15 protein-coding genes are annotated in these 18,903 nt (G+C 54.1%); 9 read left to right on the top strand and 6 right to left on the bottom strand.

Annotated elements, in window-relative coordinates:
* Positions 1-11: 11 nt before the first annotated feature.
* Positions 12-413, bottom strand: a complete 402-nt coding sequence (locus tag KTH_RS04930) for an NUDIX hydrolase (protein ID WP_111323376.1) — start codon at positions 411-413, stop codon at positions 12-14.
* 240 nt (positions 414-653) lie between these two features.
* On the opposite strand from KTH_RS04930, the gene KTH_RS04925 reads away from it, so the two are divergent.
* The 4 genes from KTH_RS04925 to KTH_RS04910 all read left to right on the top strand — a co-directional run bounded on the left by KTH_RS04925 (position 654) and on the right by KTH_RS04910 (position 3,671).
* Positions 654-1,025 (top strand): VOC family protein, encoded by a 372-nt coding sequence (locus tag KTH_RS04925; protein WP_170142640.1) that lies wholly within the window; start codon positions 654-656, stop codon positions 1,023-1,025.
* Positions 1,026-1,055: 30 nt separating this feature from the next.
* A complete protein-coding gene (locus KTH_RS04920) occupies positions 1,056-1,178 on the top strand; it encodes a hypothetical protein (protein ID WP_282957323.1) in 123 nt (40 codons plus the stop codon).
* 261 nt (positions 1,179-1,439) lie between these two features.
* Positions 1,440-3,149, top strand: a complete 1,710-nt coding sequence (locus tag KTH_RS04915) for a M3 family oligoendopeptidase (protein WP_111323372.1) — start codon at positions 1,440-1,442, stop codon at positions 3,147-3,149.
* A gap of 150 nt (positions 3,150-3,299) precedes the next feature.
* Positions 3,300-3,671, top strand: coding sequence for a hypothetical protein (locus tag KTH_RS04910; RefSeq protein WP_111323370.1), 372 nt, complete (start codon positions 3,300-3,302; stop codon positions 3,669-3,671).
* Here the strand turns inward: KTH_RS04910 and KTH_RS04905 are convergent.
* Positions 3,636-4,832 (bottom strand): MFS transporter, encoded by a 1,197-nt coding sequence (locus KTH_RS04905; RefSeq protein WP_111323368.1) that lies wholly within the window; start codon positions 4,830-4,832, stop codon positions 3,636-3,638. The two genes, KTH_RS04910 and KTH_RS04905, sit on opposite strands and share 36 nt — an antisense overlap.
* Positions 4,833-5,224: 392 nt before the next feature.
* On the opposite strand from KTH_RS04905, the gene KTH_RS04900 reads away from it, so the two are divergent.
* Positions 5,225-7,048 (top strand): glycoside hydrolase family 3 protein, encoded by a 1,824-nt coding sequence (locus tag KTH_RS04900; RefSeq protein WP_497616787.1) that lies wholly within the window; start codon positions 5,225-5,227, stop codon positions 7,046-7,048.
* Between the two features lie 343 nt (positions 7,049-7,391).
* Positions 7,392-8,897: a chitinase gene (locus KTH_RS04895; protein WP_497616783.1), complete on the top strand. Its 1,506-nt coding sequence runs from the start codon at positions 7,392-7,394 to the stop codon at positions 8,895-8,897.
* A 78-nt stretch (positions 8,898-8,975) separates the two neighbouring features.
* Here KTH_RS04895 and KTH_RS04890 read toward each other — a convergent pair whose 3' ends face one another.
* From KTH_RS04890 to KTH_RS04875, 4 genes are all read right to left on the bottom strand, one after another.
* Positions 8,976-9,563 carry a GNAT family N-acetyltransferase gene (locus tag KTH_RS04890; RefSeq protein ID WP_497616781.1) on the bottom strand — a complete coding sequence of 196 codons (588 nt, stop codon included), beginning with the start codon at positions 9,561-9,563 and terminating at the stop codon, positions 8,976-8,978.
* 189 nt (positions 9,564-9,752) lie between these two features.
* Positions 9,753-10,370 (bottom strand): hypothetical protein, encoded by a 618-nt coding sequence (locus KTH_RS04885; RefSeq protein ID WP_497616779.1) that lies wholly within the window; start codon positions 10,368-10,370, stop codon positions 9,753-9,755.
* Between the two features lie 547 nt (positions 10,371-10,917).
* The gene (locus tag KTH_RS04880) at positions 10,918-12,174 is read right to left on the bottom strand and encodes a Gfo/Idh/MocA family protein (RefSeq protein WP_497616778.1); all 1,257 of its coding nucleotides are present in this window, start codon (positions 12,172-12,174) and stop codon (positions 10,918-10,920) included.
* A 661-nt stretch (positions 12,175-12,835) separates the two neighbouring features.
* Positions 12,836-13,423, bottom strand: a complete 588-nt coding sequence (locus KTH_RS04875) for a class IV adenylate cyclase (RefSeq protein ID WP_497616776.1) — start codon at positions 13,421-13,423, stop codon at positions 12,836-12,838.
* A 390-nt stretch (positions 13,424-13,813) separates the two neighbouring features.
* Between KTH_RS04875 and KTH_RS04870 the strand changes: the two genes are divergently transcribed.
* The 3 genes from KTH_RS04870 (at position 13,814) to lacZ (ending at position 18,801) form a co-directional block, all read left to right on the top strand.
* Complete coding sequence (locus KTH_RS04870; protein ID WP_497616773.1) at positions 13,814-14,659, top strand: CPBP family intramembrane glutamic endopeptidase; 846 nt, start codon at positions 13,814-13,816, stop codon at positions 14,657-14,659.
* Positions 14,660-14,830: 171 nt separating this feature from the next.
* Positions 14,831-15,316, top strand: a complete 486-nt coding sequence (locus tag KTH_RS04865; protein WP_111323352.1) for an aminoacyl-tRNA deacylase — start codon at positions 14,831-14,833, stop codon at positions 15,314-15,316.
* A 398-nt stretch (positions 15,317-15,714) separates the two neighbouring features.
* Entirely contained in the window at positions 15,715-18,801 is a 3,087-nt protein-coding gene (gene lacZ / locus KTH_RS04860) for a beta-galactosidase, LacZ type (protein WP_111323348.1), read from the top strand.
* The last annotated feature ends 102 nt before the right edge of the window (positions 18,802-18,903 follow it).

Raw genomic sequence — 18,903 nt, 5'->3', positions numbered from 1 at the left:
GTCGAGCCCACTCAGGCAAGCAGCCCCTGCTCTTTGAGATGCTCAAAGATCTGCTGCGTCACCTGCGAGACCTTCGTTTTATCCTTATACTGCAACCAGGCAACCTCTTCAACCTCGGCCAATGCCTGAATCTCTCCCCGGAATTGCCCGGTATAGCACGTCATCTGCACCACTGTTCCCTCTGCCTTCCCGTGAGCCTGAGCCGAAAATTGCCCGAAATAGGTAATGGTTTCCGGTATCAGCTCAATACCTAGCTCTTCCCGAACCTCACGTGACAGCGCTTCCTGATCCGTCTCAGCGCCCTCACGCTTGCCTCCAGGAAGATAATAGGTATCCTTACCCCGCGAACGAGCACAAAGCACCTGCCGATCGACCAGATAGACCCACGCCAGCTTATCAATAAAAGATGTCATTCTACATTCTCCGTTTCTAGAAAAGATCTCATCCTATTATACTACTGAGAGACTTCTGCTTCAGCCCTCATAAAGAACATCCATGCGCAAAACGGCACACACCTGTCCCGAAGTTCAGGAAGCTCCTGCCTGAAAGGGCATACTATTTCTCTCATCCATATGCTATCCTGTAACGTGAAGAAAACAGATCTTCCAGAAATACAGCAGGTAACGGATAACCGAACAGGAAACGGTGAAGCAATGTTTCAAATCGAAGCTCTTGACCATATCGGCCTTATTGTACAGAACGTACAGTATTCAGTAGAATGGTACTCCTCTGTACTTGGCATGCATCCATGTCAGGCATGCTCGTTGAGCGGAGAAAAGCAACAATCGATCAGGGTGACCTCTGGCAGCGCCTCTATTGTGCTTTTTCCGCCTTCGGCCCGCAACAAGGTTATGCCATTTTACGGCCACATTGCTATGCGCCTCTTGCGAACCGACTTCGAGCGGGCAAAGGAGCACCTGCAAAGCAAGCGTGTTCCGTTCAATATCGTCTCATATCCCTCTTACGACTCTATCTATCTCAAAGATCCGGACGGGTACCAGATTGAATTGAGTACCGCGAAATAACAGGTACGCAAGAATAGCTACGCAGAAACAATGACAAATGACCGCACCGGAACGATGCAGAACGGCCTCGGTGGGCTTCCCCACCAGGGTCGGGAGCATTTCCACGAAACGGCAAGAAAGATGCTTGCTCACCCCGCAAAGCCCTGGCGCTAAAACCTCTTCACGCTCTTCAACCCGACTCACACTCTCTGCATGTTCTATCCTATATTCACTCTATAGCATTTTCTTACTTGACAAAACCATCGAAGTCTGAGAAGATGAGGGCGAATAAAGCGTACAACAAGGGGTTCTTCTACTGCATATAGAAGCGCATCGGATTCGGACACCTGTGAGGATTCTCGATTATTCCTGTGCTGACACCTGAACATATGATCGCTAGAAACTCCCCGATAGTTTTGCAGAAAGGGCATTTGTATGTATAGCACGCTTCCCGCCACAAGTGAGGAGTTTGAAAAGCTGCACTGGGCAGATATAGAGCCCTGGTACCGCGAATTACTGGATGCTCCCCTCTCACAAGAGACCGTTGAACCCTGGCTGCGACAGTGGTCACACCTCGGCGAACTGACCAACGAAACATTGACGCGCCACGAAATCGACTGCACACGCAATACCGAAGATACATCACTTTTTGAACGTAAGCAGCGCTTCGAGCAAGATGTGTATACACATATCCAGGCGGTTGAGCAACAGATCAATCAAAAGCTGCTCGATAGCGGGCTTGAGCCAGAGGGCTTTGAGCTGCCTCTGCGCAAACTTCGCACCGAGACCGAGCTGTATCGCGAGGAAAACCAGCCACTCCTGAATGAGGAGCGCGAGCTGTCTATTGCGTACCAGCGCATCGGTGGCGCACGACTCGTCGAATGGGAAGGGAAGCAGGTCACGCCCGATTCCCTCGCCATTGTGCTTCAGGGCAAAGATCGCGAACGGCGTGAACAGGCCTGGCGCCTGATCGCAGAGCGCGTGATGGAGGACCGCGAGCAACTGGACGCTCTCTGGTCAAAGATCTTTCGTGTTCGTCAGCAGATCGCGCAAAATGCCGGTTTTAGCAATTATCGCGAATATCGCTGGCAACAGTTGTTCCGCTTTGACTATACACCAGAGGATAGCAAAGCCTTTCATGAATCAGTTGCACAAATCATCGTACCAGCAGCGAGCCGCATCTGGGAGAAACGCCGCCAGCTTCTCGGCATAGAGACGCTGCGTCCCTGGGATACAGACGTTCAGCCGCAGAGCAAGGGCGAGACGCCCTACGAGGATGTGTACGCGATCCTGCCACAATGTGCCGCCGCTTTTGGGAAGGTCGACCCGCAGCTTCAGCACTATTTCAATATTATGATTGACGAGCATCTTTTTGATATTGATGATCGACCGGCAAAAGCAGGAGGCGGTTACAATCTCCCACTTGAAGTGAAAAAACGTCCTTTCATCTTCGGACGCGCTTTCTCGTTGCATGACGTAGGAAACCTCATCTGCCATGAAGCCGGTCACGCATTCCATACCTTTGAAATGGCGCATCTTCCCTATGTGCATCAGCGCAAAGAAGACTTCCTGCCGATGGAGTTCGCTGAAGTCGCCTCAACCAGCATGGAGATCATCGGACCGATGCACCTTGCAGAAGCCGGGCTCTGCACGCCGCAAGAGGGCGCACGCCTGCAAATCAAAACCCTCGAATCCATGCTCATTAACCTGATCCCGATGGTTGTACGCGGCGACGCCTTCCAGCACTGGCTGTATGAGAATCCCGAGCTGGCAACCGACCCGGAGGCATGCGGGCAGAAATGGGCCGAGCTGACACAGCGCTATCTCCCCGACATCGATTGGAGCGACCTGGAAGCAGCCCTGAAGATGAACTGGCAGCGTGTTCTCCACTTCTACTGCGTGCCATTCTACTATATCGAGTATGCCTTTGCGGCCATTGGCGCAATCCAGATCTGGCAGAACTACCGCAAGGACCCGCAAAGCGCAATTCAACGCTATCGCTCGGCCCTGGCGCTCGGCTCCACGAAGCCGCTGCCGGAGCTGTATGAGGCGGCAGGCGCTCAATTCCGCTTTGACGCCGAAATGCTTCAGTCAATCGTGACTTCTCTCCTTGAAGCAATCGAGGAGCTGGAAAAGCAGGCGTAGTCGCAATGCACTTTTTCTAGAAACGCAACGGGCAACAGCTCAACAATACCATTCTCGTTTTTGTTGAGTGTTGCCCACCTTGCATCTGCTCGCTTCTTTGTTACAATACAGAAAGAGTGCAGAACACACCAGGGAGAAAGCAAAACCAGCATGAAACGACTCGAAGAGCGCCTGCCCCGACGATCCCGGTGGATCAAGGCCGCCATCGCCTTCTACACCATCGGCTTTATCTGCGCCGCCACGCTGATCGGCGTCATTATCGCCCCGCTTTTTATCCTGATCGGCGGCATTCTCCACCTGCTACAATTTCGCTATCCCGTCGAGCGGGTGCAGTGTCTCAATTGTCAGCGTACAATGAAGGTAGAGCCAGAAGTACAGGAATTTCGTTGCCCATACTGCTTCCTCACCCTCACACGTGTGGACAGCACCTGGAAAGCCCTCTATGTACCTGAGGGCGCATTGGAAGCCGCACGGGCTGGCCAGCCTTTACCGTCTGACCAGCAGCGGGATCATCAGGCCTAGTACAATCAGACTCAGGCCGAGCGCCAGCCCCGTGATCTCCATGCCAAGATCACCGAGCCGCCCGATACCGGCATTCAGCGCCATTCCTGCTACCGAAGCAATCAGGGAAACAGTCGAAAGCGCGGTTGCTCTCCCGGTATCTTCCAGGCGCCGGTTCAGCTCGTTCTCTATCACTGGCTGCTGCCATGCCGAAAATGCCACTACTCCCGCTATCGCCAATATCGTTGCAGGAGCCGCTGTTACCAGTGCAAGCACCAGATAACAGCATCCCGAAACGACCCCGGAAAACAGCAAAAGAAGGGGCGTCCCGAGCCGCTTTTGTAGCGTCGCCGTATGCGAAATGAAGAACGTTTGTAGGCCCACCGCCGCCGCCATGATTGGCCCAAACAGGAACACTGGCACATGCACCCTCAACAGGTAAGGCTGATCATACCAGAAGATCGCGTTGATCAATCCAAAGGCCAGCGCCTGCCAGATCCCAAGCGCCACCAGCCCAGGCTGTGAGCGGATAAGTAGCCATGTGTCGCGCACAATCCTCCAGGCAGGCAGACTTGTTTCTCTCGGGACTCGTGATCGGGAACCAAGCAGGCCCAGAGAGGCCACGAAAGCCAGCGCAGAGGGAATAATGCTTACAGCAACAGCGAGCGTTGGGCTGTACGCACCGAAAAAACTTCCGCCGAATAAGCCCAGAAAAAAACCGGCACTGCCTGCGCCACGTAAGAGCGCAAAAGCAGTATTCCCATCTTTTTCTCGTGTCTCTGGCGGAAGCTCATTATACAGTAATGCGCTATCACAACCCGAAATGCAGGCCAGCGACAACCCGCTGATAGCATCAGCCAGCACAAACATCCAGAAATGATGTGCAAAGAGAAAAAGCGGCATATCGATCAGGGCAAGCGCATAGCCCAGGATAATCATAAAACGATGGCCGAAACGATCGGCAAGAATACTCGACGGCAATTCCGCCAGCAGAATGGCACCGGAGAGCACTGTTTCCAGCAAGAAAATCTCGGTATAGTTGAGGCCCCGCTGCTGCTGAAACAGCACGATAGTCGTGGAATAGAAAAAGAGATTCGCGAAAAAGTGCGAAACAACCAGCCAGCGAATCACTGGCACACGCATAAATGCGCGAAAAGACGTCAGGCGACGCGAAAAAAACACAGTTTCCTCCTCCTGATACTCGTACACAACGCTTCAATGCTTGCTACAAGAGCATCAGGGAGGAGAGCGCGTTCCTTTGGTGCGCCACCAGAATCATATAGGGTGTGGCTGATAGCGAATTCGGTCAAGAAGCATATTTTTGAGTATACCAGAAAAGGGCCATGAGATGAAAGATCTCTCACGCCGCATCAACAAAAATCCCCCCTTGACACATTACCTCATCCGGCCTTATAGTTATCTATGTTACACGTGTAACTTCCAGTAGAAGAGTGGAGTAGCACGTGTAACGCCTGGTAGAAGAGTGACTTGCTCCACAGACCGTATACCCCTCCTCTCGTTTCACAGTCGAGCGAAAAGAGCTACGGTCAGGCGCAATACAAGGAGAAACGACTATGACCGTCAAAACGTTGAAAACCGACGATGGTTTTGAATTTCGCGATCTGAACAAAAATGGTCGCCTGGACCCCTACGAAGACCCCCGCCGCCCAATTGAGGAGCGCGTTGAAGACCTGCTCTCTCAGATGACGCTCGAAGAGAAAGCAGGCATGCTCTTTCAAACGATGATCGGCATGAACCCCGATGGGACGCTGAAGGAAGCGGTCGAAGATATGAACCCGGTTCCGACCAGCGAAATGGTCAAGGGGCGCCTGATGAACCACTTCAACGTGCTCGCGATCACTGACCCCAAAAGCACCGCCGAGTGGCACAACCGCCTTCAGGCACTCGCGGAGGAAACCCGCCTCGGCATCCCGGTGACTATTTCATCCGATCCGCGCCACGCCTTCAGCAACAACCCGCTTGCCAGCTTAATGACGCAATCCTTCTCGCAGTGGCCCGAACCAATCGGCCTGGCGGCTCTCGACAATCCCGAGCTTGTTCAGCGCTTCGCAGACATCGCGCGACAGGAATACCTCGCGGTCGGCATTCGCGTCGCGCTGCACCCGCAGATCGACCTGGCGACCGAGCCCCGTTGGAGCCGCATCAGTGGCACCTTCGGCGAGGATGCGGAGCTGACATCGCGCATGGTTGCCGCCTATATTCGCGGCTTCCAGGGTGAAGAGGTTGGCCCGGAAAGCGTTGCCTGTATGACCAAGCACTTCCCCGGTGGTGGTCCGCAGAAAGATGGAGAAGACCCACACTTCTCATATGGTAAAGATCAGGTATACCCGGGCAACAATTTTGAGTATCATCTGAAACCCTTCGAGGCTGCATTCAAGGCCGGTACCTCGCAGATCATGCCCTACTATGGCCGCCCGCTTGGTCTCGACAACATCGAAGAAGTTGGCTTTGGCTTCAACAAGGACGTCATCACTGGCCTTTTACGCGAAAGATATGGTTTTGACGGCATTGTCTGTACTGACTGGGGTCTGCTGACAGATGCACAGATGGATGGTTTTGTCTTTGAGGCACGCGCCTGGGGAGTCGAGCATCTGAGCACCGAGGAACGTGCTAAGAAGGCGCTGGATGCCGGTGTAGACCAATTCGGCGGCGAGGCATGCCCCGAGGTTATCGTGAAACTCGTTCGCAGCGGCCAGATCCCGGAGAGCCGCCTTGATGTTTCGGTTCGTCGCCTGCTTCGCGAGAAGTTCCGTCTGGGGCTGTTCGACAACCCCTATGTCGATGCAGAAGCGGCACCTTCTATCGTCGGCAAGCCCGAGTTCCGCGCGGCTGGCGAGCAGGCACAGCGTAAAGCATTCGTCCTGCTGAAGAACAGCGAACATATCCTGCCGCTTCAGAACCGGCCCGGGCTCAAGATCTATATTGAGAACATCGCCCCGGAGGCCGCACGCGAGTATGGGGACGTGGTTTCCTCGCCTGCCGAAGCGGATATCGCTATTCTGCGCCTGCAAGCTCCCTACGAGCAGCGCGATGGCATGTTCCTTGAGCGTCTCTTCCACACCGGTGACCTGAGCTTCCCGGAGGCAGAGAAACAGCGCATCCTGTCCGTGCTGAAGCAGGTTCCGACCGTGGTTGATATCTTCCTGGATCGCCCGGCTGTCATTCCTGAAATCGCGGAACACAGCGCCGCCCTGCTTGCGAACTTTGGCGCAAACGACCGGGCGCTGCTCGACGTTATCTTCGGCCATGCCGCTCCTGAAGGGAAGCTGCCCTTCGAGCTCCCCTCATCAATGGAGGCAGTGCTGAAGCAGAAGCCAGACGTGCCATACGATTCGGAAGCGCCGCTCTTCCCCTTCGGCTTTGGCCTTTCCTACTAATACTCGCAAGCGAGCAGGTGCAGCTCGGCTTTTTGGGCTGCACCTTTTTCGCGACATGGCTCAAGTCATAAACGAGTCTTCTCCTGGATCTTTTCATAAATAGAGGAAAAACCAGCCTCATGGTAGCGGGCAACTCGCACCAGCGGAATTTCTCAGGCCCGTTTCATCCATTTTTCCCTCTATTGGTATAGACATCTTGACAATAAGACCTGAATAGACTATGCTTTTTACAGAACCTGAAGTGCAACCGTACAGGGAAGTGCATCTTTCGTATATTGTTCAATGAAGCATGGATCAACCTGCCCTGCTAGCAGGTTGAGCACATGGCTGCAAGGAGAGCTCCATGTTGCGTTCATCTCGTCCTGTTCTATTGACTTCAGTCGTGCTCCTGCTGCTCGTTGGCAGCGTTGTCAGCATGATCTTCTCACACATCAGCGTCACGGCTCAGGCTGCCGCCGCGAACCTCGTAAACAATCCCGGCTTTGAAACGGGGAATCTCAATGGCTGGTCCTGCGAGGCGGGAAGCGGCATCGTGAACAGCCCGGTTCATAGCGGCTCGTACGCGCTTCAGCTCCAGCCCGGCAGTTCAAACACCGGGCAATGCACTCAGACCATCAGTGTGCAACCCAACCAATCCTACACCCTCAGCGCCTATGTCAACGGAGCTTACGCATTCCTGGGCGCAAACGGCTACAGCAGCGCCTGGACAAGCAGCACCAGTTATACTCTCCTCACCTATACCTTTACGTCAACCTCCTCGACCGTCACGATCTACATTCACGGCTGGTATGGTCAGGGCAGCGTCTACGTCGATGATGTCTCGTTAAGCGGCCCGGCAGGCCCTGCGACACCGACCCAACAACCGACCAACACGCCGACCAGTACACCAACCCAGCAACCAACCAACACGCCAACCCCTTCACCCACGCCCTGTCAGAACTGCAACAGCGACCTTCCCAAACATATCTTAACGGGCTACTGGCAGGATTTCGTGAACGGCGCAAAGGCCATGCGTCTGAGCGATGTGAACCCGAACTATGACCTGATCGCTGTCGCCTTCGCGGATGCCGATCCATCCAAACCTGGTGGCGTTCTCTTCAGAATCGACTCGGGACTTTCATCCGCACTCGGCGGTTACACTGAGGATCAATTCCGTAGTGATATCGCTGCTCTGCACGCAAAGGGCAAAAAGGTCATCATCTCGGTCGGCGGCCAGAATGGCACGGTCAGCGTGGCCGATGCAACCAGCGCCACCAACTTCGCAAATAGCGTCTATGGCCTGATGACCTCCTACGGCTTCGACGGCGTTGACATCGACCTTGAGAACGGCATCAATCCCACCTATATGACCAGCGCACTCCGCCAGCTATCAGCAAAAGCGGGTTCCAAACTGATTATCACAATGGCTCCACAAACGCTTGATATGCAGTCAACTGGCAGTGGATATTTCCAGGTTGCGCTGAACATCAAGGATATCCTGACCGTTGTCAATACCCAGTACTACAATTCTGGTAGCATGCTCGGTTGCGATGGAAAAGTCTACAGTCAGGGTACTATCGATTTCATCACCGCGCTGGCCTGCATCCAGCTCCAGGGCGGCTTGAGACCGGATCAGGTCGGCATCGGCTTCCCGGCAACCTCACAGGCAGCGGGCGGCGGCTACGTCTCGCCCTCAGTTGTGAATGCCGCGCTTGATTGCCTGGCCAAAGGGACGAACTGTGGCTCCTTCAAACCATCAACAACCTATCCGGGCATCCGCGGCGCGATGGACTGGTCCATCAACTGGGATGCAACCGGCGGCTACAACTTCGCAAACACCGTCAAACCGCACCTGAACACTTTACCGTAGCCGTACTTCTTGCTACTCCCGACCTGGAAGGGTGGTCCGGCACAGGGGACCACCCTTTTATCATGGCATGATAGCGCTTTACGTCAGCTTTCGTGTCCATTTGAGATAGCGCTGATCCTGTATCTGCACCTCACCATCAGGCTGAAAACCGGCCCGTCGCACAACCCCGAGCGACGGCCCGTTATCCGGCGCAATATGAGCATACAGACAAGCGTACCCCGCATCTTGAGCCACCTGACAGAGCGCCACAACAGCGTTGGTCATCACGCCCCGGCTTGTAACGCTGGCCCAGTAGCCTATCTCTGCCGCATCTGGATCAGCCGATTTAATATCGAGCGCAGCAACAATCTGCCCCTGCGGATCTCGCACCACAAAAACAAACCATTCCCACTTTGCCCAGCCCTCACGCGCCCAGAGCAGAAAAGCCTCCGCATGCGCACGGGTGTACGGTTGCCCATGCAATCTGTTCCGAAAGAGGCGCTCATAGATCAACTCCTCATTACAGATCGCCTCAAGCCGCTCTGCATCGCTTTCGGAGCATCCATCTTCAAACGACTGAAGCATATAATGAGACTCTACCAACTCGCTATTCGGCACCCCATATCGCGTGAAGGCCCGGCGAACCGGCAGCTCAAATCGGGGGAACCGTTTCTTTTCTTCCTGCATATTTTCCTTTCTCTCGAAGCCACATCGAACGCAACTCCATAGAATCAGCCTGCCACCCCGGCATGAACGCGCCACAGGAGCGCTCTCTGTTGAATGGCCGCGCAGGCAGGCCCCTCCATCACCACTCACGCACAGAGGGAGAGGAAGCGACGCCACGCGCCTGTAGCGCCGCTTCACAGCATCATCTTCTTATGCCTGCACGCCTCCCGGATACAGTGGCTGATTCCCAGGAACCTGATTCGCTTGATGGAACATCTGGTGCCTCTGCAAGATCTGCTCAAAGAGAGGACCGGGCTTACCAAACCGCTGATCGAGCTCATACTGACGCTCTTGCCCGCTATATGCATCTATCACCCTCAGATTCGCATTTGCGTTCTGATCCTGTATCACCTGCAACCCCTGTGGAGGAATCGCGGCGAAATCGAGCACAATAGGCTCCTTCTCTGCCAGATCGATCACTACGCCCTCAGGCATTATCACAACACAGTGCCGTTCAAGCGCTGCTAGATTCCGAATCGCTCTATACAGAGCATAGATTATACAACAGGCAATAAAGATCAATACAACATTATCAATTATTTTCCATGTTTGATCAGAAATAGCTTCCAGGAATGCCAGAATGCGAAGCACAACAACGAACTCATCTTGCAGGTTGAACCAGACAAGAAAGCCAAGAACGAGCAACAGGAAAAAACCGCTTCCGATCGCTTCTCGAATAAAATGCCCCTTGTCGGCACGCACTACATGCCAGGTGGGAGGATGCTGTCCCGACTTCGCGGCTGCCAGGACATGTGGAGCAGAAATCATACCAATGCCCTCCGAAAAAATGATTATAACATCAGGGAGAGAACTTCATGTTTCCGGGAAGTGGCCTCCTTGCATGGGTCAGCATCGCTTTGACGCTGCCCTCCCGTCCCTGCGAACACTCACTTATTCGTATCTGCCAGCTTGTTTGTGGTAAAAAAGATGATGTATATTGATACAGGATTTCCCTTTTCCACCCATCTTCTCTTCAGGAAGGAAATGGCCAAATTTTCCGCTGGATTCTTCTTTCTATGCCCATATCTCCCATTTCCCTACGGATCACAGGCGCTACCCCTCCTCATACCGTCCATCTCTCGGAGTAGAAAGATCTGCATATTCGATATCGCCTATTATACGGCATTCTTTCTCGCTTCACAATACTTCTGTCGAACAATAGTACTTTTTCTTGAACTTCTTTTCTCATCACCGGCTCACTGCCAGGTACTCGTTAAGCCTCCAGTACCTGTAAAAACGCGAAAGCAGGGAATGTCGACAACATCCCCTGCCCCTGAACGAGAAAACAATGATAGCTTGCTAACAAGGACTTTGATCACCCTATCCTGACAACCTGATTCGTCAGGCGTGCCTGCTCGGCTGCAAACACGGTCAAATGGGTCTCAAGGGTCTCCTCCGGCCCCGAGAGCACCTTACCGGGATCATTACTGGCGACAGCAGCGACAAAGTGCTGCATCAGCCCATAGTCGCCACCACCGTGGCCGCTCAAAGCCGTCTCAGGCCGCTGGATCGGGATCTCGCGCGTTGTTTGAGTCAGGAAATCGTAGTGCACAATGCGCTCACCGTTGCCGCGCAGCTCGCCGCGCGTGCCAAATAGAATAGTCTCGCGGTCGCGCTGCTCGCTGGTCGAGATCATCGTAAAAGAGGCTGTCACCCCGTTCTCGTACGCCAGATTGACGACCTGATGGTCAACCACGTCGTTATCACACTCGTAGACACAACGCCCATACGGTCCCTCTGCAAGCGCTTTGAGCACCCCTTCCTCGGTAAAATCGGTAGTAATAACATCAATCGGCCAGCCAGTATTCTGCTTCCGTATTTGATCCAGATAAAAGCGCTTTGCGGAATACGGGCATTTCACCTCAAAAGCGCAGTCAAGGCAGCGGAGTGCAGTACCCGCCTCCACAGGCTTCTGTTCTTTCCGGAAATGAAGCAAGGAGCCAAACGACGACACCTGTACACAACGCGCACCAATCATGTAGCGCAGCCAATCGATATCATGGCAGGACTTGGCAAGCAGCATGAACGACGATTCCGCCGTGTTGCGCCAGTTACCCCGCACATACGAATGCGCATAGTGCCAGAAGCCAACCGGCTCCAGATGCTGGATGCTGACCAGATCACCGATCACACCCGCATCCAGCACCGCCTTGAGCTGCTGCGTGTAGGCTGTATAGCGCAACACATGTCCAACAGCAAAAAGCACCTTATGCTTCTGTATCGCCTCGACAATGCGTCGACAGCTCTCGGCATCAGGAGCCATCGGCTTCTCAAGCAGGATCGCATAGCCCTTCGCAGCGAACGCCAGCGCGGGTTCAAGGTGGTCGGCGTCCTGAGTCGCGATCACAACTGCATCGGCACATTTCGGTCTCTCAATCAACTCGCGCCAATCGGTATATACATTCTCGGGCGCGATCGCATGCTGCTCAACCAGGCGAGTACGATAGGCCTCACGCGGCTCTGCAACGGCCACGACACGAGCCAGATCAGGGTGTTCCAGCGCGTAGGCAGCATAGCGCGTTCCTCTACTTCCTGCACCGACAATGAGAATTTCTACTGGTTTTCCCTCCATAGACTCTTTTTCCTCTCTAGCTGCTTCTCTTCGTAAAAAGACATTGCTTCAATCAGGTGCGCATTCTCTGGATAGACAACGTTTACTACCCACCGGGCAAAAACGGTGCACAACAGGTTCAAGGCCGCCTGACCGGCTTCTACTGGCAAGTATGAAATAAATTCGACTGGCCGTCAATAGCAGAACAAGCAAATGAACAAATGAATAGATACACCGGCGCTGGTACAGTGTCCAACCAATGCAGAAATAGAGGAATGCCTTCAAGAAAGAGATACAGAGTCGCTCCCGGCAAAAAAGAAGCCAGGCACATTGACCCGGCTTCCATGAGCCTGGAAGGCGCCTTTATTGCTTTTCTCATAGGTGCAGCAGCTCTTTTCGGATCTGCTTACCGCCGTTCTTGCGCCAATCTTCCGCGCTCCGATCCACTGCAAGGCTGCTTCCCTCGAATCAGAGGATAGAAGGTATCATCGAAGATCTGATCAAGCTTCGGGCCTTGCTTCGCCCCGGTTGTTGGCGCTTCAGCAAAAGCAAACAGAGAAGAACGAAGAGCGTATAGCATGTTCCTGGTCGACCTCATAGCAGAAAGAAGCTCCACCTCAATCTGAGAAGAGATATCGAGCGCTTGCTATACGCATACACAGAATGTGAAAGAGAAGTTCCATTATTTGATGAAACGCAAAATAGGATTCTCACAGGTAAACATCAACAATGGAATCTCGCGCTGAATAACCTCAGGAGAAATACCGTATTGTCTGGCGTATAATCTATCTATAGAGCAGAAAAGAGCATTCTCATAAGGCAAGGCAAGCTTTTCTGCCGCCGCTTGCACCGATCGCTCACACCGCCCCTCAATCTCAACAAAAGGCTCAAGAAACGGCCAGGTATCAAGCGTCACAGTCACCTCATCCAGCGTCCAGATCTCGCGCAGATTCTCCTGATAGGCCCGCTTACGGCAACCGAGCATCCCGAGCATGGTTTCAGCTAACTGAAAATTATCAACCTGTAGCTCAAGCTCCTGCTGACCCTCAATCGTTTGTTGCTTCACCACCTTCAGTGTCAGCGTGACACGATCCCCCTCATCGCGCAAACGGAGCCAGCCGCCGGGAATTTCGCGCCCCCGGGGCAGATCAAAGACACAGCGAGATTGCCGAAATTCAGGCTTCACTAACTGCGCCTGGCACCCCTGCAAGCGCTGCCTCATCTGGTCCTTATCGATGTTCGGAAACGTCGCTTCATATTCTGTACGCATTGTTTCTTCCTCTACACAATTAAAGGGATAATTTCAACTGAATAACAGTATATACCAAAACAGCCCGCATGAAACCCGCTCTCCTCTGAAGGTACCGGCCAGGCACAGCAAAAAAACCAGAGATGCAGGAATAGTGCAGCCCAAACTCCAGAAAAGGACGAACGCCTTGCTGGAAAAATCGAGCGTGCGGATTCGTTTTATCTGGAAGGTTGCTGCATTCACCCCTTTATTTGCTCCATACAGCCCTCTTTGCCGTCCTTTCAAGGCCATTTTTGCGCCTGTTATCTGCGCCTGTGCTCCATTCAGCCGAATTTTATCGCGTAGTGCATCTCATGATGGTACACTTGCTTCAAAGCGATACAGTGATATGCTTATAAAAGGAGATGAGACATGAAAACTGATGTACTACCGCGTAGAAGCGAAGAATTCCAGGAGAAGCCAAATAGTATCGAAGCATTGAAGCAAAAAGTGCGTGATGGACGCATTCGCCCGCTCTGGCCGCTGCTGATGAACTTTATTCGCCTTCCGCTGGTACTCATCGGCATTCTGCTTGCGTACCTGATCTTTTCAGCGCTGCACAGCAAGCAAGCGTTCTCTATGGCGATGCTATCCAGCAACGTGACCATCACCTTCACCGCCGACCTCGTCTGCGTGCTGCTGCTGCGCTGGCTGACGCACCGAGAGGGGCTGCGGCTACGCGACCTGTTCGGCATTGAGCGAAACAAGCTCCTGCGTGATATCCTGCTTGGACTCTTGCTTTTCGTGCTCCTCTTCGTCTGTCTGTATATTGCGAACACCATCGCGGCCCTGCTGGTCTATGGGCCAACCGCCTTCAGCACGCCCCAGAGCGCGACGAGCGGCTACGATGCCAGCACGCTCCCCATCGTCACGGGCATCTTTCTATTCAGCACGTTCATTTCGCCGCTGACCATTGGCATCGCCGAAGAGCTTACCTACCGCGCATATGCTTTTCCGCGCCTGATCGCGCTCACCGGGCGCCTCTGGCCCGCGCTGCTGCTCAGTGCGCTTGGCTTCGGCGTCCAGCACATCGCCTTTGCCCTGACCGGCTGGCAGGATGCGCTTGCTCGTTTCCTGGGCATGTTCCTGATGGCTCCCGTCTTCTGCCTGCTCTACCTCAAAATGAAGCGGCTGCTTCCTCTGGTGATAGGACACTGGCTGGTTGACGCGGTTGGCCTGGGGCTCTTCCCGCTTCTCTTTCTGCTCACGCAACAGTAGCCACAACGCTCGGAAGGATCGAATGCTCGGTCCTTCCTCTCCCCAAAAAGAGCCATTTACAGCATTTCTCGACGAGGGTATAAAAAAGGAGAGAGCGTACCGCTTTTTCAGATTCCTTTTTTCTTGTATTTCTGTGAGCGGTCAATAGAAATAGAGGAGGAGCAAACGCTGATGGCAAAAGCGACCCGCACTATGGCTATGCGTCTACTCGATAGTCGAAAGATTCCATATACACCCTATTACTTTCCCGATACGATTCATAATGCAGAAGAGGTCGCCGCGACAATCGGTGTCAATCCGTCGCAGGTCTTCAAGACGCTCGTAGCGCTGCGCGAGAGGGAAGGAGGTCATCCACTGCTGGTCATTATTCCGGGTAACCTTCAGCTTGATCTCCGTCTGCTTGCTCACGAGCTCGGCACAAAAAGCATTCGCATGGCAACACACGCCGAAGCAGAAAAGCTCACCGGGCTCAAAGTCGGCGGCATCTCGGCGCTGGCCCTGATCAATCGCCCCTTTGATGTCCTGCTTGACGAGCATGCGCGCAATTTCGAACATATCGTGATCAGTGCTGGACAGCGCGGCATCAACCTGCAACTTGCCGTGAGCGAGCTGGTACAATTGACCAACGCCCGGTTTGTCAAAACAACAGAGAAATAGCGATCTTTCCTCTATTTCCGCATAGCACCAGTATCAGACAAACAGAGTGCATCCGGAAAGCAGGCAGCGAACACGGCAGAATATCCACTCAGCGCCATTCAGGTATACGCGAATACAAGGCCTATTGGCTATCGAGAATGAACAGCACTGCCCGCAAGATTCAGTGTGAGTATTGTTGCAAGCAAGCAGTAAAAGATTATATAATGAAGGAGGCAATGGCGCACCATCTGAAGGAAAAGAGCAAAGAAGCGTGAACAGCTCCAAACGGCAACGGCACATTGTACACCAATGCACAGCATATCCTGTTCACAACGTGTGTCATTGTGGTTCAGCGTTATCACCTGGTGCTCATCGAGCGAACGCCAGGACCTTAGCATATCAGGAGTAGAAAATTCTTTATGCAGTATTGGAATACGGATACACCCAGGGACTGGGAAAATCTAGAAATACTCCAACGCAACCGCTTGCCCGATCGAGCATATTTCATTCCGTATCAGGATGAACGCACCGCACTGACATATGATCGCGGCGCCTCCTCCTCCATCCGTCTGCTGAATGGCATGTGGAAATTCCACTATGCAGACGCTCCAGAACACGCGCCAGCAGGCTTTTTCGCGGCAAATTTCGATGTTGCCGCCTGGGACGAAATCGCGGTCCCAGGTTGCTGGCAGCTCCAGGGCTACGGGCGGCCGCACTACACCAACGTTGTGTATCCCTTCCCGGTAGATCCGCCTCATGTGCCAACCGAGAACCCCACTGGCTCATATCGCCGCACCTTCACGATACCCGCAAGCTGGCAGGGACAGCAGATCCGCCTGCGCTTCGAGGGCGTTGATAGTGCATTCCACGTCTGGGTGAATGGGAAAGAGGTCGGCTATAGCCAGGGAAGCCGCCTCCCATCGGAGTTCGACATCACCAACCTGGTCGCTCCAGGCGAGAACAGCGTCTCCGTGCGGGTCTATCAATGGTCCGACGGCTCCTATATCGAAGATCAGGACATGTGGTGGCTCAGCGGCATTTTCCGTGACGTCTATTTGATTGCTATGCCGCCGCTCCACATCGAAGATTATACCGTGCGTACCGAGCTGGACGAGCGCTATCAGGATGCCACTCTACGCGTTCAGGCAAAGCTGGCAGCCGGGCAGGCAGGAAAGCTTGAGGCTCGCTTGCTGGATGCACAGAAGCAACCGGTTGCCTCTACTTCTGCTGCAATTACTGATGAAGTATATCTAGAAATGCCAATCCAGAACCCGCAGAAGTGGACCGCTGAAACACCGTATATATATCATCTTCTCCTGACACTCTATGACGAATGTGGTGCCGTCTCGCAGGTGATCGCACAACGCGTCGGCTTCCGGGCAATAGAGCTGAAAAACGGCAATCTGCTGGTCAACGGCGTGCCGATCATCTTCAAGGGCGTGAACCGCCACGAACATCACCCCGACCTGGGCCGAGCGGTCCCCCTGAGCTGGATGATCGAGGATATTCTGCTGATGAAGCGGCACAATATCAACGCGGTGCGTACCTCACATTACCCCGATGATCCGCGCTTCTACGACCTGTGCGACGAGTACGGCCTGTATATGATCGACGAAACGGACCTCGAATGTCACGGATTCTTCACGACCGGCGATGGCTCCAATCCTGCCGGCTGGACTTCCGATAACCCGGCCTGGGAAGCGGCTTATCTCGATCGCATGCGGCGTATGGTCTACCGCGACAAGAATCATCCAAGCATCATTCTCTGGTCGCTTGGTAACGAGTCGGCCTATGGGCGCAACCACGACGCTATGTACCGCTGGACCAAAGCATATGACCCGACGCGCCTCGTGCACTATGAAAATGATTACGAAGCTCAATCCGCTGATGTCATCGGCTCCATGTATACCCCGATCGATAAGATGATTGAGCTTGGCAAGCGCGACGACCTTGAGAAGCCGCACATCATGACCGAATACGCGCATGCAATGGGCAACGGCCCCGGCGGATTCAAGGAATACTGGGACGCATTTTACACTTATAAGCGTTTGCAGGGCGGCTTTGTCTGGGAATGGCTCGATCATGGCATCAGGCAAACGACGCCCGACGGGAAAACCTACTTTGCCTACGGTGGCGACTTCGGCGAGTATCCACACGACGGTAACTTCGTGATGGACGGGCTTGTCATGGCCGATCGCACCCCTTCGCCCGGTCTGACCGAATACAAGAAAGTCATCGAGCCAGTGCAGGTTGAGGCCGTCGATTTGAAGGCCGGAACCGTGCGCCTGACCAACCGCTACGATTTCGCAAGCCTGGAGCATCTGCGCCTCGATTGGAGCATTGAAGCAGACGGCCAGATACTGCAAGCAGGCACACTGCCACTTCCCGCCATCGCGGCCCGGCAAAGCGAGACCATCACTATTCCGTACGAGTTGCCGAACAATCCGATAAGCGATTACTGGCTGAATCTCAGCTTCCGGCTTGCTACGGCAACGCTCTGGGCGCAGGCTGGGCATGAAGTCGCATGGGAACAGTTCTTAGTGGCTCCTGCCCGGGAACCAGTCAGCGCGCTTTCCTATCGCGACATGGATGAGGTAACCTGTGAAGAGGTCGGCGGCCTGCTCACGATCAGTGGCACCGATTTCAGCATCAGCTTCGACCGCCTCTATGGCGTCATCACTGACTGGACGTTCGCAGGGAAGCGGCTGCTTACCAGAGGCCCGCGTCTGGATGTCTGGCGCGCGCCAACCGATAACGACGTGCATATTGTCCGCAAATGGCGCGAGGCTGGCCTGCACGCACTGACCCATCGTGTCGATGCGCTCTCCTGGCAGCGCGACGCAAGCGGCAAAGCAGTGACCGTGCAGGTGAAGGCTCGGGTTGCGCCGCCCATCTATTCATGGGGGCTGAATTGCACTTACACCTACACCATTTATGGAAGCGGAGATGTCACTGTTGAGCTTCAGGGAGCGCCACAGGGGAAAGCTCCGGAGTCACTGCCCCGGCTTGGTCTCTCGCTCGGGCTCGTCAAGGAGCTGAACGACGTGACATGGTACGGACGCGGCCCCGGCGAATCCTACATTGATACGAAGCTGGCAAACCGCGTCGGCGTGTATCGCAAGAGCGTTGATGAGCTCTTCACGCACTACGAGCGCCCTCAGGAGAACGGCAACCGAACTGACGTCCGCTGGCTCGCTCTGACCGATACGCGCGGTGTTGGCCTGTTCGCCAGTGGCACCCCGCAACTTGATTTCAGCGCCCACTACTATACCGCGCAGGATCTGGAGCGGGTTCCACACGATTGCTACCTTGAGAAGCGCGACGAAGTGATTCTACACCTCGATTATGCGCAGCACGGCATCGGAAGCGCCAGTTGTGGTCCCGAAGCGTGGCCGCAATATCGGCTTCACCTGAAAGACTTCGCGTTCCAGATTCATCTGAAGCCATTCAGCCGGGATCTCACTTCACCTGTTGTCCTGGGCAAACAGCAGATTATTGCTGAATAAAACAGGGATTCGCGGGCAGGGGAATACTCCCTTGCTCGCTTTTTTTATCGAGGTCATCAGTACACAAAAAAAAGATTGCGCTCCTCCCTGCTTCCCTGTATG

The organism is Thermosporothrix sp. COM3 (genome assembly GCF_059696735.1).
Note: the sequence above shows the minus strand (reverse complement) of the source record. Positions and strands in the feature narration are given on the sequence as shown.

Bases quoted from the DNA above. Each gene is read 5' to 3' on its own strand.
- KTH_RS04930 (WP_111323376.1), bottom strand. From the start codon at position 413: ATGACATCTTTTATTGATAAGCTGGCGTGGGTCTATCTGGTCGATCGG.
- KTH_RS04925 (WP_170142640.1), top strand. From the start codon at position 654: ATGTTTCAAATCGAAGCTCTTGACCATATCGGCCTTATTGTACAGAAC.
- KTH_RS04920 (WP_282957323.1), top strand. From the start codon at position 1,056: ATGACAAATGACCGCACCGGAACGATGCAGAACGGCCTCGGTGGGCTT.
- KTH_RS04915 (WP_111323372.1), top strand. From the start codon at position 1,440: ATGTATAGCACGCTTCCCGCCACAAGTGAGGAGTTTGAAAAGCTGCAC.
- KTH_RS04910 (WP_111323370.1), top strand. From the start codon at position 3,300: ATGAAACGACTCGAAGAGCGCCTGCCCCGACGATCCCGGTGGATCAAG.
- KTH_RS04900 (WP_497616787.1), top strand. From the start codon at position 5,225: ATGACCGTCAAAACGTTGAAAACCGACGATGGTTTTGAATTTCGCGAT.
- KTH_RS04895 (WP_497616783.1), top strand. From the start codon at position 7,392: ATGTTGCGTTCATCTCGTCCTGTTCTATTGACTTCAGTCGTGCTCCTG.
- KTH_RS04890 (WP_497616781.1), bottom strand. From the start codon at position 9,563: ATGCAGGAAGAAAAGAAACGGTTCCCCCGATTTGAGCTGCCGGTTCGC.
- KTH_RS04885 (WP_497616779.1), bottom strand. From the start codon at position 10,370: ATGATTTCTGCTCCACATGTCCTGGCAGCCGCGAAGTCGGGACAGCAT.
- KTH_RS04880 (WP_497616778.1), bottom strand. From the start codon at position 12,174: ATGGAGGGAAAACCAGTAGAAATTCTCATTGTCGGTGCAGGAAGTAGA.
- KTH_RS04875 (WP_497616776.1), bottom strand. From the start codon at position 13,423: ATGCGTACAGAATATGAAGCGACGTTTCCGAACATCGATAAGGACCAG.
- KTH_RS04870 (WP_497616773.1), top strand. From the start codon at position 13,814: ATGAAAACTGATGTACTACCGCGTAGAAGCGAAGAATTCCAGGAGAAG.
- KTH_RS04865 (WP_111323352.1), top strand. From the start codon at position 14,831: ATGGCAAAAGCGACCCGCACTATGGCTATGCGTCTACTCGATAGTCGA.
- lacZ (WP_111323348.1), top strand. From the start codon at position 15,715: ATGCAGTATTGGAATACGGATACACCCAGGGACTGGGAAAATCTAGAA.